This window comes from Corynebacterium sp. KPL1824, from assembly GCF_000478095.1.
GTDB classification, from domain to species: Bacteria; Actinomycetota; Actinomycetes; order Mycobacteriales; family Mycobacteriaceae; genus Corynebacterium; species Corynebacterium accolens.
The window spans coordinates 1,221,933-1,235,700 of record NZ_KI515750.1 but is presented as its reverse complement, the minus strand read 5'-3'; the positions used below and the strand labels follow the sequence as shown (position 1 = coordinate 1,235,700).

At 58.3% G+C, this 13,768-nt stretch carries 12 protein-coding genes and 1 pseudogene; 11 read left to right on the top strand and 2 right to left on the bottom strand.

Going from position 1 to position 13,768, the window contains the following annotated elements; genetic code table 11:
- Positions 1–41: 41 nt before the first annotated feature.
- Both HMPREF1267_RS12065 and HMPREF1267_RS12060 read right to left on the bottom strand, forming a co-directional pair.
- Positions 42–794: an aminotransferase class IV gene (locus HMPREF1267_RS12065; protein ID WP_023029465.1), complete on the bottom strand. Its 753-nt coding sequence runs from the start codon at positions 792–794 to the stop codon at positions 42–44.
- Positions 791–2,638, bottom strand: a complete 1,848-nt coding sequence (locus tag HMPREF1267_RS12060) for a chorismate-binding protein (RefSeq protein ID WP_023029464.1) — start codon at positions 2,636–2,638, stop codon at positions 791–793. The genes HMPREF1267_RS12065 and HMPREF1267_RS12060 overlap by 4 nt, the downstream gene beginning before the upstream one ends.
- A 166-nt stretch (positions 2,639–2,804) precedes the next feature.
- On the opposite strand from HMPREF1267_RS12060, the gene HMPREF1267_RS12055 reads away from it, so the two are divergent.
- The 11 genes and pseudogenes from HMPREF1267_RS12055 (at position 2,805) to HMPREF1267_RS12005 (ending at position 13,591) form a co-directional block, all read left to right on the top strand.
- A complete protein-coding gene (locus HMPREF1267_RS12055; RefSeq protein ID WP_023029463.1) occupies positions 2,805–3,392 on the top strand; it encodes a three-helix bundle dimerization domain-containing protein in 588 nt (195 codons plus the stop codon).
- Positions 3,393–3,862: 470 nt separating this feature from the next.
- Complete coding sequence (locus HMPREF1267_RS12050; RefSeq protein ID WP_023029461.1) at positions 3,863–4,189, top strand: PadR family transcriptional regulator; 327 nt, start codon at positions 3,863–3,865, stop codon at positions 4,187–4,189.
- A gap of 1 nt (position 4,190) precedes the next feature.
- Positions 4,191–4,559 (top strand): hypothetical protein, encoded by a 369-nt coding sequence (locus HMPREF1267_RS12045; RefSeq protein ID WP_023029460.1) that lies wholly within the window; start codon positions 4,191–4,193, stop codon positions 4,557–4,559.
- 290 nt (positions 4,560–4,849) lie between these two features.
- Entirely contained in the window at positions 4,850–5,734 is an 885-nt protein-coding gene (locus tag HMPREF1267_RS12040; RefSeq protein ID WP_023029459.1) for an ABC transporter ATP-binding protein, read from the top strand.
- Entirely contained in the window at positions 5,731–6,465 is a 735-nt protein-coding gene (locus HMPREF1267_RS12035) for an ABC transporter permease (protein WP_023029458.1), read from the top strand. The genes HMPREF1267_RS12040 and HMPREF1267_RS12035 overlap by 4 nt, the downstream gene beginning before the upstream one ends.
- A gap of 231 nt (positions 6,466–6,696) precedes the next feature.
- Positions 6,697–7,108 (top strand): annotated as a pseudogene (locus HMPREF1267_RS12030) (transposase); the annotation flags it as partial.
- A 141-nt stretch (positions 7,109–7,249) separates the two neighbouring features.
- Positions 7,250–9,202 (top strand): glycosyltransferase, encoded by a 1,953-nt coding sequence (locus tag HMPREF1267_RS12025; RefSeq protein WP_023029456.1) that lies wholly within the window; start codon positions 7,250–7,252, stop codon positions 9,200–9,202.
- Complete coding sequence (locus tag HMPREF1267_RS12020) at positions 9,192–9,704, top strand: phosphatase PAP2 family protein (protein WP_023029455.1); 513 nt, start codon at positions 9,192–9,194, stop codon at positions 9,702–9,704. The genes HMPREF1267_RS12025 and HMPREF1267_RS12020 overlap by 11 nt, the downstream gene beginning before the upstream one ends.
- Positions 9,701–10,681, top strand: a complete 981-nt coding sequence (locus HMPREF1267_RS12015; protein WP_023029454.1) for a decaprenyl-phosphate phosphoribosyltransferase — start codon at positions 9,701–9,703, stop codon at positions 10,679–10,681. The genes HMPREF1267_RS12020 and HMPREF1267_RS12015 overlap by 4 nt, the downstream gene beginning before the upstream one ends.
- A 56-nt stretch (positions 10,682–10,737) precedes the next feature.
- Entirely contained in the window at positions 10,738–12,432 is a 1,695-nt protein-coding gene (locus tag HMPREF1267_RS12010; protein WP_023029453.1) for a hypothetical protein, read from the top strand.
- 139 nt (positions 12,433–12,571) lie between these two features.
- On the top strand, positions 12,572–13,591 hold the full coding sequence (locus tag HMPREF1267_RS12005; RefSeq protein WP_023018127.1) for an alpha/beta hydrolase family protein: 1,020 nt from the start codon (positions 12,572–12,574) through the stop codon (positions 13,589–13,591).
- Positions 13,592–13,768 lie beyond the last annotated feature (177 nt).

The following is a 13,768-nucleotide window of genomic DNA, read 5'->3' as shown; positions in this document are numbered from 1 at the left end:
ACTCAACACAACACTGCACATGTTGAGTGTTGTGTTGAGTGTTATGTGTAGTGTTCACCTGCACCCGCGGGGCTAAAACCCTGCCACCACCAGTTTTGCCAGCTGGCAGCCTCCGGGTGCGGCGGCGGGGTGATGGAACCGTGTGGTGTGTGCATAGAGCTGACAGGGCTGATGCCGTGCAGTGAGTTGATAAACCATAGAGGGCATTCCGCAGCGAGTGCCGGGGTCAACGGGCGCTGAACGGTGGAAAGTCCTGCGTCATTGCAGCGGTGCAGGACCTGGCGCAGGGTCACGCTGGGCAGGCGCACGCCGGTGGGAAGCAGGAGGGTGTCGTCGTCCCAGGCGGTGAGCGCGCCGGTGGTGGTTTCTGCGATGGCGCCGTGGGCATCGACAATCGCGGTGTCATCGGTGCCGCTTTCCTGATACTGCTCGCGGTAGGCGGCCAGGGCGGGCAGGTCCGGGCCTTTAACTAGAGGCTGTGCGCGGGGATCGGGGGCCTTAGCATAAGTAAGGCGCGTGTGGGCGCGCGGGGCCGGGGCAGGCCGGATATCGAGGTATAGGTTGCCGGCTATGAGGACAATGCGGGGAAAGAGCTCGCCGCCTGAAAGCAGCTCCAGCATGGCGGGGACGAAGCCGGCGGGCAAGGCTCCAGCCACGGATTCGAAGCGCTTCAGGTGGAGCTGGAGGCCGTGCGTGCGGCCTTGCGAATGGCGCCAGGAATCGGCCACGGTGCAGGAAGCGGTTGGTGGGGTGCAGGGGATAAAGGCGCCGTCGCGCCAGATATAGGAGCTCATGACCACGCCCCTATGACAGATTGGGCCTTGAGATTTCTTTCGGCCAGCTCGGCTGCGGGATCGGAATCGAGGACGATGGCCCCGCCGGCGCCGACGGTGACCTCGGAACCCGCGCGCACCGCGGTGCGGATCACCACGCTGAAATCCGCCTCGCCGGAATAGCCGAGGTAGCCCACGATGCCGGAATAGACGCCGCGGGGTCCTGCCTCGAGGGCATCGATAATCTCGCAGGTGCGCAGCTTCGGCGCGCCGGTCATGGAGCCGGGCGGGAAGGCGGCGCGGATGGCATCGAGCGCGGTGGTGCCGGGGCGCAGCTGGCCGGTAATCGTGGAGACGAGCTGGTGCACGGTGGCGTAGCTTTCCACGTTCATCAGCGCTGGAACGCGCACGGTGCCGGGCTCGCACACGCGGGATAAATCGTTGCGCAAAAGGTCCACGATCATAAGGTTTTCGGCGCGGGTCTTGGGGTCATCGCGAAGCAGTGCGGGGTCCTGGTGGGCTGGAATGGTGCCCTTGATGGGCTTAGCTTCGACGTGGTTATCGCGCACGCTGAGGAAGCGCTCGGGCGAGGCGCTGCAGATTTCCACGCCGTCGAATACCAGATGCGCCGCGTACGGTGCCGGGTTGTGCCGGCGCAGCGCCGCATAAATATCGCCGGTCGCCTGCGCGGTATAGGTATCGGTCAGGCATACCTCGTAGCTTTCCCCGGCGTGCAAGAGCTCTTGGGCGCGCTGGATGCGGTCCAGGTAGTCGGTGGTGCGCCAGGCACCCGCGCTTGCCGATGCCCCCTCGCTTCCCACCTGCCCGCCTTCCAGGGCTTCCTCCAGCCGGTCGAGCAGGCCCTGCGCGCCGTCGCCGTCGAGGCAACACAGGTGCGCTACTTGCCGGTGGTGATCGTAGACGAGGAAGGACTGCGGCCGGACGAAGTAGGCATCGGGATACGGCGAGCGGTGGCGCAGCTGGATGGGCAGGGTAAGCTGCGCGCATTCGTAGCCCAAGTAACCGATTACCCCGCCGGTAAACGGCAGATCCGGCGCGTCGATGACCTGCGTGGATAGTTCGCGCTCGAGGGCGGTGAGGATATCGGGGGCATCGCCAAGCCGGTAGCGAAAGGTGCGGCTGAGGGGACCGGTGGCATCGCCAAGAATGCTATAGCGCCCGCGCGCATCGGCGGAATCGAGGAAGAAGGCATCGTTGCCGTCTGCCTGCAGCGCCGCGAAGACGCTGGGGCAGTCAACCGCGCCGGGGACCTCGCGGTGGAGGAGGCGAAAACCGCCGAGGAAATTGCGCAGCAGGGTCGCGCCGTGCTGGGTGAGCACCGATTCGGGGTGGAATTGCACGCCCCAATGCGGCAGGCCATCGACCTTGAGGGCCTGGACGGTGCCGTCCTCGCTGCGGGCGTGCACGGTGATGCCGGGGGCCGGCTCAATGTGCAGCGAGTGATAGCGCACCACCTGAAAGTCCTGCGGGATGGTGGCGAAAATTCCCTCGCCGGAGTGGCTAATGGTGGATACGAAGCCGTGGCGCGGTTCGGGCGCGCGTCGTATGCGGGCGCCGGCGAGCATCGCCAGACCCTGGTGGCCAAGGCAGACACCAAGCAGGGGAATTCGCGCTGCGGCGGCCGCCTCGATAACGCGGCGGGACATACCAAAGTCGTTTTCTTCCTCCGGGGTGCCTGGGCCAGGGGAGATAACCACGTGGCTGAATTCACCGGCGCGTACGCGTTTTGGAATGCCGTCGGCCTCGCCCGTGGGAACGACGAGGGGCTCGGTTCCGGAGACTTCAGCGATGAGGTGCGCGAGGTTAAACGTGTACGAGTCGTAATTATCAATGAGCAGGATCATCAAAGGAAGAGTTTATAGCCGATTGTGCCCCATGCGTAACTTGCTCCACGCGAGGGTTAACTACTGGGTTATGACCAACCAATTGACGTATGTCACACCGCGTTGTAAAGTTAACTTTAAGTTAACAAAAAGCAAACGGGGAAAGAATCCAGGAAAGGGGATAACAATGAACCAGTTTGAAACCCTCCGTCATGACCTACATACCAAGTACGGTCACGGATATACCCGTGCTGACATCGATGCGAAGCTGGACGAGGTCATCGCCAAGCACACCGCCAACGCCGAGCTCGTGGAATTCATCCCCGTGCTGGTAGAGCGCGAGGTGCGTGAGTTCTTCGGTGCCCACCGCATCCACGTTCGCTTCGCCGCGGGCAATAACCACGCCCTGGCCAAGGCCGCAGCGGACCTCACCAAAAAGCACGCCGGTGAGGCGCTCTATGTCGATACCGCCGCCGCCCACCCGGAAAATGACGGCAATGACCACCTGGCGCACGTCATGAGCGAGCGCGGGATGGGCCAGGCTCCCAAGAAGTACCTCGAAGAGGTGCGGACCGTGGCCATGCCGGATTACATCGTGTACCTGGGTCGCGAGGTCGAGCGCGATGAGGCCGGCAAGGACATCAAGATCTGGGACATCGCCCCGGCTGAGACCGTTGAGCAGGCCCGCGAGCTTGCCGATGACCTAGAGGCCCGCGTCTACTACATGCTGAACAAGCTGGGCATCGAGCCGGTAACTGAATCCGTGCGCGTCTAGCCTAAGGCAGGGAGAAAGCAAAAAGGGCTGAGGGAAACCTCAGCCCTTTCATCATGCGTGCGGTGTACTTCCATTCCGGTGAGAGGCCAGATAGAGCGGGCGGCGCGAGCGGAAGCCCGCGGCGTCGAAGACACGGGCTAAGCAGCAGGAGAGGAAGCGGACACTTTTAAGAATATTGGGGTTGCCCACAAATAGCGGTTGCGTCCCTTCGTGTGGTGTCGTTTTTATAGAAGAGTTGGCCTATTCAGGCGTCATTGGTTTCCGTGGTGTTGCTGGTAAGCGGCTGAATGCGACCCCTGTGGTTAAGGACAAGGTTAGTGCCGTTGCCCATACTCTCTTTGAGAATGGTGTAAAGAAAATCAATTGACTTAAGTCCGCGCATTTTAGAGGGGCAACCCTTATCGTAGGTAGCATTGTTACCTATATAGGTTATCGACCTATCTTGGGTTGAAATATTTGTTGGAGGTTTCGTGAAGCAATGGACTCGTAAAATTGCATCTTCGGTATTGCCTTTGTCGATTCTGGCGATTCTGTCAAAGAGAGAGTCATACGGTTATGAGATCAGAAAGATGCTCGTAAGTTTCAATCTTGGAGATTTTAAAAGCGGTACGGTGTATCCGCTTTTAACTCGGTTGGAGGAAGAAGGGCTCATTGCTTCGAGATGGGCGGAATTACATGATGATCCTCCTCGGAAAATGATTCAGATTACAGACACCGGTCGAGATGCTCTCAAGGAGGGCGTCCAGGACGTGGAGTACTTACTAAGCGGTATCCGCAATGTGATGGAAGGGAAATAGCATGAGCACTCTCAATGACGAATACCTGAAAAGCCTGGCTCGGGAGCTTAGGTTAAGGTCAGTCTCCGAATCGGATATTAATCAAGAAATTCTAAGAGTCATGGAAAGTGACGGTGCTGGGGTTAACTTGAGGAACGAGTTTGGAGCCCCTGATGAATATGCGGAAGCGCTTTACCCAAATCGTCCTAAAAAGCAGTTCTACCTTTTTACGGCTATTGGAATTGCCCTTGCAGTTATAGGCTTCGTTACCTTGCATGTCTTGTTTAAAGGCGATGAGGCTTCCAGCGCAGTATCGTTAGTTAAATTTATTCCACTTATTTGCATGCCGATTGGTATAGCTATTGACGTAAAAAGATTCTCTAAAGTCTAAATCCGCCGTCGGATCCAGCCTTTAGAGAAGTCGGGCCCTTTCTGCAATTCCCGCCTGCGGCACGGCGGGTGTGTCACACCAGAGAGTGTCTGATGGTTTGTGTGTGGGAACCTAACCTGCATAAGGAGGGGCCTGACCCCCGACGTGTCCACTTTCCGGGGGTCAGGCCCGAATTGAGAATGCTACTATCGCAATCAATCGCGGATGATGATATTGCACACTTCAACTGCTTTAACATCGTCCGCCGAAAAGTCTAGGCAGTTTCGTTGTCAACTAAAGGACGTTAGGTCATGTCAGAGCTTGTACGACTAGAGCGTCTTTGTAAGGCCTACCCCAATCAAGAAAAGCCCGCAGTCGACAACGTTTCGCTAAGCATCGACAAGGGTAGTGTCTACGGTTTAATTGGGCGCAACGGTTCAGGGAAAAGTAGTTTAGCTCGAATCCTCACCGGCCTACTACGCCCTACTTCCGGCCATATCTGGATAAATGAAGGCAGAGATGCGTCCGCGACCTCTGACTGGCAGAGGTCAAATGTCGCATATTTGTCTCAATCTCCCCTAGCCCTAAACACTATGACTGTAAAGGAATCAATGGATTTCTTTGGTCGGCTGTACAGGACGAAGTCATCGAACAAGCAGCAGAAATGTCTCCTAGAGAAGCTAGGCATTCTTCGATTCCACAATCAAGAGGTGAGATCGCTATCTGGTGGACAAAGTAAACTTGTCCAACTTGCGATCGCTATCTCCTCAAACCGCCCTTTCGTCATTCTGGATGAGCCCACGAATGAGCTGGATGCGCTAAATCGCCGTCTAGTATGGGACGAAATTGAGGCCCTCTCTCATAAGGGAGTTACCGTATTAGTAATCACTCATGCAGTCTCCGAAGTTGAATCCTGCTTAACCCATCTCGGAATTATGGATAAAGGACGGCTCATTGCTAACGGCACGGTTAACCAAGTCATGCAAAACGTTCAAAATAGACGAACCATTGCGTACCGCACTGCATCCAATAGTGATAAAAGTTCAAAACCTTGGGAGCAGATAGTAGATGTCGACCAAGTTCCGAGAATTGTCTCGAAACTATGTCACGAAGGAGCCGACGATATTACTATCAGTTCACCCAATCTCGAGGATGTTTTTGTCAACCTAATCGCATCCAAATCGAATAAAGCATGAGTAACACTCTTACATTTACGCGCATACAGCTGACCAATTGGCGATGGTCTTGGCCGTCCATGCTGCTTACTGGAATTGTCGTTCCTGTTCTAATGTCCTTAGGACTTGGTGTGTACGCACAAAATTCAGGCGGGGCCGCCGTTGAGTACGCTGTTATTGGTGGTCTATCGTTTTCTTTACTATTCGAGCTGCAGGGGAAAATTGCCACCAATATTTCCTTTATGAAGGCGAATGGAGCCCTAGATCAACTAGCGGCTACTGGGGCGAAGCGCCTCCAGTTTGTTGTGGGGAGCTTTATCGCCTTTAGCCTCTTAGCTACTCCTTCACTGCTCATAACCCCAGTTGCGGTAGTTAAGATTCTCGGGCTTTCTTTATCTCCTTCTTTCACTATCATTCCTTCCCTAGTTTTTGCTGGTTGTACTTTCCTTTCTGCCGGAATGATAATTGGAGCATTATGTTCCAGCCTTGAGCAGGCATCTTCCATCTCATTGTTATTGGCCATTACGCTGCTAAGTCTCGGCCCGGTTGCCGTTCCTGAAGACTTGTTGCCTTCGTGGCTTCAGATAGTGGGAGAAGCCAACCCGGCTGTCCACATAAGTGAAGCCATTAGATACGGCCTCTTTGGCGGCGATGGAATCCCCTGGGGATCCATAGCATATTTAGTGGGTGTCACTGTCGTCTTGCTTCTTGGTGCTGTGGTTTTTCTACCCTGGCGGCATAAACGGGTATAAACGTTGTTTTCCCACGTGAACTGTCCCAGGTTTTGTTCCGTTTGAGTAGATGGGAAAATCTGGAATATGCCAAGAAAATTTGACTAGGATGCCAAGGACCGTGTGGTCCGAGAGTGTCGGAGATTTTGTGTGTGGGGCTCTGATTTGAAAGGAGCTTCACCGATAATGACTACGGTATCCCCGCAGAAGAATTATGACCCGTCTAGGGTCAACGAGATCAGCGAGAAGCTGATGGAAAACCTTTAAGCTTGCCAGTCTCATCGGTGACTTGTCGACCTCGACTGACGATGCCAGCGAGCTTGTGCACGGCCATGTTGCAGGCCTCGGTTAACGCCGAGCTGCAGGCTGAAATGGATGCTCATTTGGGCTACGAGCATTCCGACCGTACGGCGAAAGCCCAGGTTGACCGCGGCCAAGGCAATAACTTCCGAAATGGGGCCTATACCTAAACCGTTGACTCTGGCTACGGCCGGCTTGAGGTAGTTATGCCCAGAGGCCGCGTGGGTAGGTTTGTTGCGCGGATGGTGCCGAAGGCGCACGCCGGTTGACCGAACTCGATGACATGATCATCTCGTTGTACGCCGGCGGTATGACGGTGCGTGACATCCAGCATCACCTTGTGTCCACCATCGGGCTGGATATCAGGTGTCTACCAAACAGGGGTCAGGTCCCTTTTGCTACTTAACCCGAAGACACATCCGCGTGTAAACCCGAGTAATCCTTATAAAACAACTACGCTAAATCGCTGACTACTGTTTAAATAGTTTGGAGAATCGAAGCAATCGTGACTGCCAACAACACCTCGGCTTTTGAGCCCCTGCAGCGAATTTTGCTGCCCAAGCGCGGCGAACCCTTTGACGTCCGCATGCTCTACCTCATTGAGGCGGAACAAAACCGCGAGCGCCTCAGCTGGACCGACCGCACCTCGGTGACCATCCCGGCCGGCGAAGAAGCCTCTTTTGAGACCTACTTCAACGCCTTTCCGGCCTCCTACTGGCGCCGGTGGTCCCAGCTCGACTCGGTCATTCTGCGCCTTGAAATTGAGGGCCAGGCCAATATCTCGTTGTACCGTTCCAAGCACGATGGCCAACGCATTTCCGTGGGCAACCACCTCGTGGGCACCGGTGAGCACGAATTCGAGCTCCCGCTCAAGAACTTCGAGGACGGCGGCTGGCTGTGGTTCGATATCACAGCCGAGAAAGAAACCACCCTGGCGCATGCCGCGTGGTGCTCGCCGCACGCACCGGGAGCGCAAATCCTGCCGGATGGCACCGAGGTTGCTCCTTCCGAAAAGCGTGTTGCGGTCGGGATTCCTACCTTCAACCGCCCTACCGACGCGGTGGCAGCGCTACAAGCCCTAGCCGAGGATCCCGTCGTGGACGAGATCATCGACTTCGTCTTGATGCCCGACCAAGGCAATCAGCACCCCGCTGATGAACCAGGCTATGACGAGGCAGTAGCCCACTTTGGGGAGCGCTTCCGCGAGTTCCGCCAAGGTAACCTGGGTGGTTCGGGCGGATACTCCCGCATCATGTACGAGGCGCTGGAAAACACCGATTCGCCCTTCATCTTGTACATGGACGATGACATTGCCATCGAACCGGACTCCGTGCTGCGCGCGGTGCAGGCCGCGCGCTATGCGGAAAAGCCGATCATCGTCGGCGGGCAGATGCTCAACCTGCAGGAGTGCTCCCAGCTGCGCACCACCGGTGAGCAGGTCAATCGCTCCGACTTCATGTGGGGCGCGGCCCCGCACGCCGTGTACGACCACGACTTTGCCAAGTACCCGCTGCGCGCCATCGGCACGCAGGAGACCCGCCTGGATCCAAAGAAGTACGATTCCCGCGACCTGCACCGCCGCGTGGACGTGGAATATAACGGCTGGTGGATGTGCCTCTTCCCGCGCGTGGTGGCAGAAACCAACGGCCAGCCGCTGCCGCTATTTATCAAGTGGGACGATACCGAGTACTCCCTGCGCGCCGCCCGCAATGGCTTCCCCACGGTGACCTGGCCGGGCGCTGCCATTTGGCACATGGCCTGGGCGGATAAGGACGATGCCATTGACTGGCAGGCCTATTTCCACCTGCGCAACCGCCTGATCGTGGCCTCGCTGTACCACGATGGTGCGGTATCCGGCATTACCAGGTCCATCTTTAAGTCCACGCTCAAGCACACCATGTGCATGGAATACTCCACCATGGCCATCCAAATTGAGGCCATGAAGGACTTCCTAGCGGGGCCGGACCGACTCTTCGATATCTTGGATACCTCGCTGCCGCGCATTGCGGAGATCCGCAAGAACTACTCGGACGCGGTCATCATCGAGTCCGCAGACCAGCTGCCGGCGCCGACCGGAGCGCCGGGCGTTCCCACCCGCAATGTGGGCGGGCGCCTGGGCAAGGTGAAGAAGCTGCCGTGGGCGGCCAAGGGCCTTAAGCACCTGTTGAGCAAGGAGGATCCGGCGCACCACGCGGCACCGCAGCTGAACCTCACTCCCGAAGAGGCGCGCTGGTTCACCCTCTCCCGCCTGGATTCCGCCACCGTATCCACCGCCGGCGGCACGGGCGTGGCCTTCCGCAAGCGCGACCGCGATTTGGCCAAGGAGCTTATCGCCGAAACCCGCAGCCTGCTGAAGGAAATTGAAGAAAACTTCGATGACCTGCGGGCACGCTACCGCGCCGCGTTGCCAGAATTGACCGCGCGGTCCTCTTGGAAGAAGGTTTTTGATGCCCAATAAGCTTTCCATCGCAGAATCCCGCGTTTTGGAGTCCATCCAGAACGCCGCCTTTGACGTGCCGGGTGTCGTGCCCACCGCCCGCGGTTTAAGCCACTTGGGCGAGCACGCCCTGGGTTGGTTGGGCAGCGCGGCCTTAGGCGCCAGCCTGGACAAAAAGCGCCGGGAAGACTGGATTCGGATCGGTGCCACGGCTTTTACCGCGCATGCGGCAAGCGTGGTGCTCAAGCGCATCGTGCGGCGCAAGCGGCCCGACTATTCCTACGTGCGCGTTGGGGTGAAAACCCCTTCGCGCCTGTCCTTCCCGTCCTCGCATGCCACCTCCACCACCGCCTTCTTGGTGGGCCTTTCCCGCCTGACGGGGTCCAAGGCCCCGCTCGTGGGAGTGCCGGTGATGATGGCATCGCGTATGGTGCTCGGGGTGCATTATCCAACCGATACCGTCGCGGGCGCAGCCATTGGCGCTGCCACCGCGCGGGCAATGACGAAGGAGAAAGACGCATGAGTGAGGCTGAGAATCAGCACTTTCTCTATTCGGAGCCGCATACGTCCGGTGTCGATACCGGCCGCAAGCGCAAGCCGCCGAAGAATTTGGCCGATGGCATGGTCAAGGCCCTGCGCCCGAAGCAATGGGTAAAAAACATCCTCGTGCTGGCCGCGCCCGCCGCGGCCGGTGCGGACTCGCTCTTTCATGGGCGCGTGCTTGTCGATGTCCTCCTAGCCTTCATCGTCTTCTGCCTCGGCGCCTCTTCCATCTACCTAATCAATGACGCCAAGGATTGGCGCGAGGACCAGGAGCACCCCACCAAGCGCTTCCGCCCGATCGCCTCGGGTGTGCTGCCCATCAAGGTGGCCTATGTCATGGCCGTGGTGTTCGTTGGCCTGTCCATTGGGCTGTCCTTCTTGGCCACGGCGGGACTCGAGCTGGCCATCGTCATGGCGGTTTATATCGCCCTACAGTTGGGCTATTGCTTTGGCTGGAAGCACATTCCGGTCATCGATATCGCTCTGGTCTCCTCCGGATTCATGCTGCGCACCATGGCCGGCGGCGTGGCCGCCGATATTGAACTTTCGCAATGGTTCTTGCTGGTCGCCGCCTTTGGCTCGCTGTTTATGGCCTCCGGTAAGCGCTATGCCGAAATCCTGCTGGTGGAAAAGACCGGTGCGAAAATCCGTAAGTCTCTGCAGGGATATACGCCGACCTACCTGCGCTTTGTGTGGACGCTAGCGGCTACCGCCGTGGTGGTCTTCTACTCCTTGTGGGGCTTTGAGTTGGCTAATGCCGCAACCTCTGGGGGCGTCTGGTACCAGATTTCCATGGTGCCGTTTACCATCGCCATCCTGCGCTATGCCGCCGACGTGGACCGCGGCCAGGGCGGAGCCCCGGAAGAAATCGCGTTGGGGGACCGCACCCTGCAATTCCTCGCCATCGCCTGGCTGGCTTGTATCGCCATGGCCGTCTACGTCATGCCATTGGTCTAGGCAGCGGCGGATTTTCGATGTAGCAAATTCCGATCGGACTGATACACTCGATCCTCGTGTTTAACACCGATAACAAGGCCCTCGCGCGCTGGAGCATTCCGGCCTCGGCTCTTGTCATCGGTGTTTTGTCTTTGTGGGGCGGGTTCGCCCGCCGCTGGATTTCCGATGACGGGCTCATCGTCCTGCGCACCGTCCGTAACTTAGAGGCCGGCAACGGGCCCGTATTCAATGTGGGCGAGCGCGTGGAGGCCAATACCTCCACGCTGTGGCAATACCTCATCTTAGCCGTGCGATGGGTGAGCAATGCGGAACTCGAATCCATCGCCATCTACCTCGGGCTTCTCCTTGCGGTCGCGGCGATGGTGGTGGGCACGTGGGCATCGGCAAGCATGCACTCCGGCATCGTGCTTCCGGCCGGTGCCTTGGTCTATGTGGCGCTGCCGCCGGCGCGTGACTTTTTTACCTCCGGCCTGGAATGGGGCCTGTGCCTATTTTACCTGGCCATGTTGTGGTGGCTGCTGCTGCAGTGGGCGCGCCCGCACCGCCACGCGCGCGGGAATTCCGCCGCGTACTGGCTAGCCTTCTGGGCCGGGCTGTCCTGGCTGATCCGCCCCGAGCTGGCGCTGTACGGCGGCATCGTGGGGATCGTGCTGTTGATTTCCACGCGCTCGTGGAAGGTGCTGGCCATCGCCCTGCCGCTGCCCTTGGGCTACCAGATTTTCCGCATGGGATACTACGGCCTATTGACCCCGCATACGGCGGTGGCGAAATCCGCCAGCGGCTCCGAATGGGGAAAGGGCTTTACCTACCTCGGCGATTTCATTGGGCCCTACTGGTTGGTGCTGCCGCTGTTCGTGCTGGTGGTAGCCGCACTCTGGAAGGCTGACCTGCGCCCGCCGCAGCTGCGCTCTACCGCAAGCGCCGTCTACATCTTCGTTGGTACTGCGGTGCTGCACACCCTCTATGTCCTGCGCGTGGGCGGCGATTTCATGCATGGGCGCATGCTGCTGCTTCCGCTTTTTGCCGCGCTGCTTCCCATTTTTGTGGTGAACATGCGGGTATGGGTGGCTTCTGTCGCTTGCGCCGTGTGGGCGATTATCGTTGCGTTGCGCGGGCACCCGGTGGATCCAGCCGTCTATGACAGCGATATTTCCATTGTGGATGAGCGCGATTTTTGGACCCACACTACACGGATGGATGAGCCGCCCCGCCACGCCGAAGAGTTCCTGCGCAGTGAGATGATGCACGGCTATAAGGACGCAATTAAGGAGCTGGAGGATGGCGATGCCATGACCTTCCGCTACCTGCAAGACGATGGCAGCCCTTCCTGGCTGGCTACCGAGGGGGATCCCTCGCGCACGGATCCGCCCACGGTGTATTACCTCAACCTGGGGCTTACCTCCATGAATGCCCCGTTGGATGTGCGCGTGCTCGATGAGATTGGCCTGAGCAACCCGTTGGCCGCGCGCCAGCCCCGCATCGAGGGCGGGCGGATTGGCCACGATAAGAGCCTGGGCATGCCGTGGCAGGTGGCGGATTCCGCGGCCGATATTGATTCCGTACCGTTCTGGATTGATAAGGACGCGGCCCGCAAGGCCCGCACCGCGCTTAACGATGCCGATTTTCAGGAACTCTTTGCTACGTACAGGGATCCCTTAACTTGGGGCCGATTCTGGGAAAATATTAAATTTTCCCTGACAGACGGGCGGACGCTTTCCTTCTCTTCCGATCCGGGGTCTTACCTGGACTGATGGGGGAAGATGCAACATTTGGCCCGGGAGTGCATTAGACTGCTTGCTAGTTAGGCTTTCGCGTCGGGATGTTAACGGTTCACAGATTCCGAGCGATAAAGCTAAGTGACAATTACCAAATACTTTGTGAAGGAGAAAGATGACTGCATCTATTAGGGGTCGCGTCCTTTCGGTCATCATGGCAGTCGCCGTAGCGCTGGGTCTTGCCGTAGTGGCAGGCGGCACCCAGCAGGCGCACGCAGCTCACCGCGATTTCTTGCGTGCGGACAGTACTGGCACGTGCGAGTGGGACCAGGTGGGCTGGTGGGTCCAGCGCTGCGATGTGTGGTCACAGGCGATGGGCCGCAATATCCCAGTGCAGATCCAGCCCGCAAAGAATGGCGGCAACGCTGGCCTGTACCTCTTGGACGGACTGCGTGCGACCGACCGCACCAACGCGTGGGTCAATGACGTCAACGCGGCACGTACCTACGAGCCGCACAACATCACCCTGGTCATGCCGGTAGGCGGCGAGTCCTCCTTCTACGCTGACTGGCAGGCACCCGCTAAGTACGACCCGAACGAGCCGGTCAACTACAAGTGGGAGACCTTCCTGACCAGCGAGCTTCCCGCCTACTTGGAGAGCAACTTCGGCGTGGCCCGCAATAATAACTCCATTGCTGGCCTGTCCATGGGCGCTGGTTCTGCCTTGACCTTGGCCGCAAAGCACAATGACCAGTTCCGTCAGGCGCTGTCCTTCTCTGGCTACCTGACCACGACGGTTCCGGGCGCGCAGACCTTCATGCGCTTTGCCATGCTGGATGCCGGCGGGTTCAACATCAACGCGATGTACGGCTCGCTGTTTAACCCGAAGCGCTTCCAGAATGACCCCTTGCTGCTCATCCCGCAGCTGCGCAATACCGATGTCTACATCTCCGCCGCAACCGGTATCCCGGGCGACCTTGACCGCCAGCGCTACCTCCCAGAGCACCAAGCAGCCGGTGCTGCCCTTGAGGTCGGTTCCCGCATCACCACCCACGTCTGGGAAGGTGCAGCTCGCCTGCAGGGCCTGAACCCGACCGTGGACTACCCGGCACAGGGTCTGCACAACTGGCTGCAGTTTGGATACCAGCTGGAGAAGTCGAAGCCGCAGGTTCTCAACGTTATGAACGCTTGGTAAAAGCCGCTTAACGCTTTCGTCCCCTACCTTGTGGTAGGGGACTTTTTGCGTCTGTAATAGGGCTTGAGTTCAGCCTCGTCCGCACCGCAATAAATGGTGATATAAATTGCCTCCGGCGTGTCAGCCTTTCTTAAGCCTCAAGTTCAACTTAAACTTAAACGCACAATAGACAGCTCA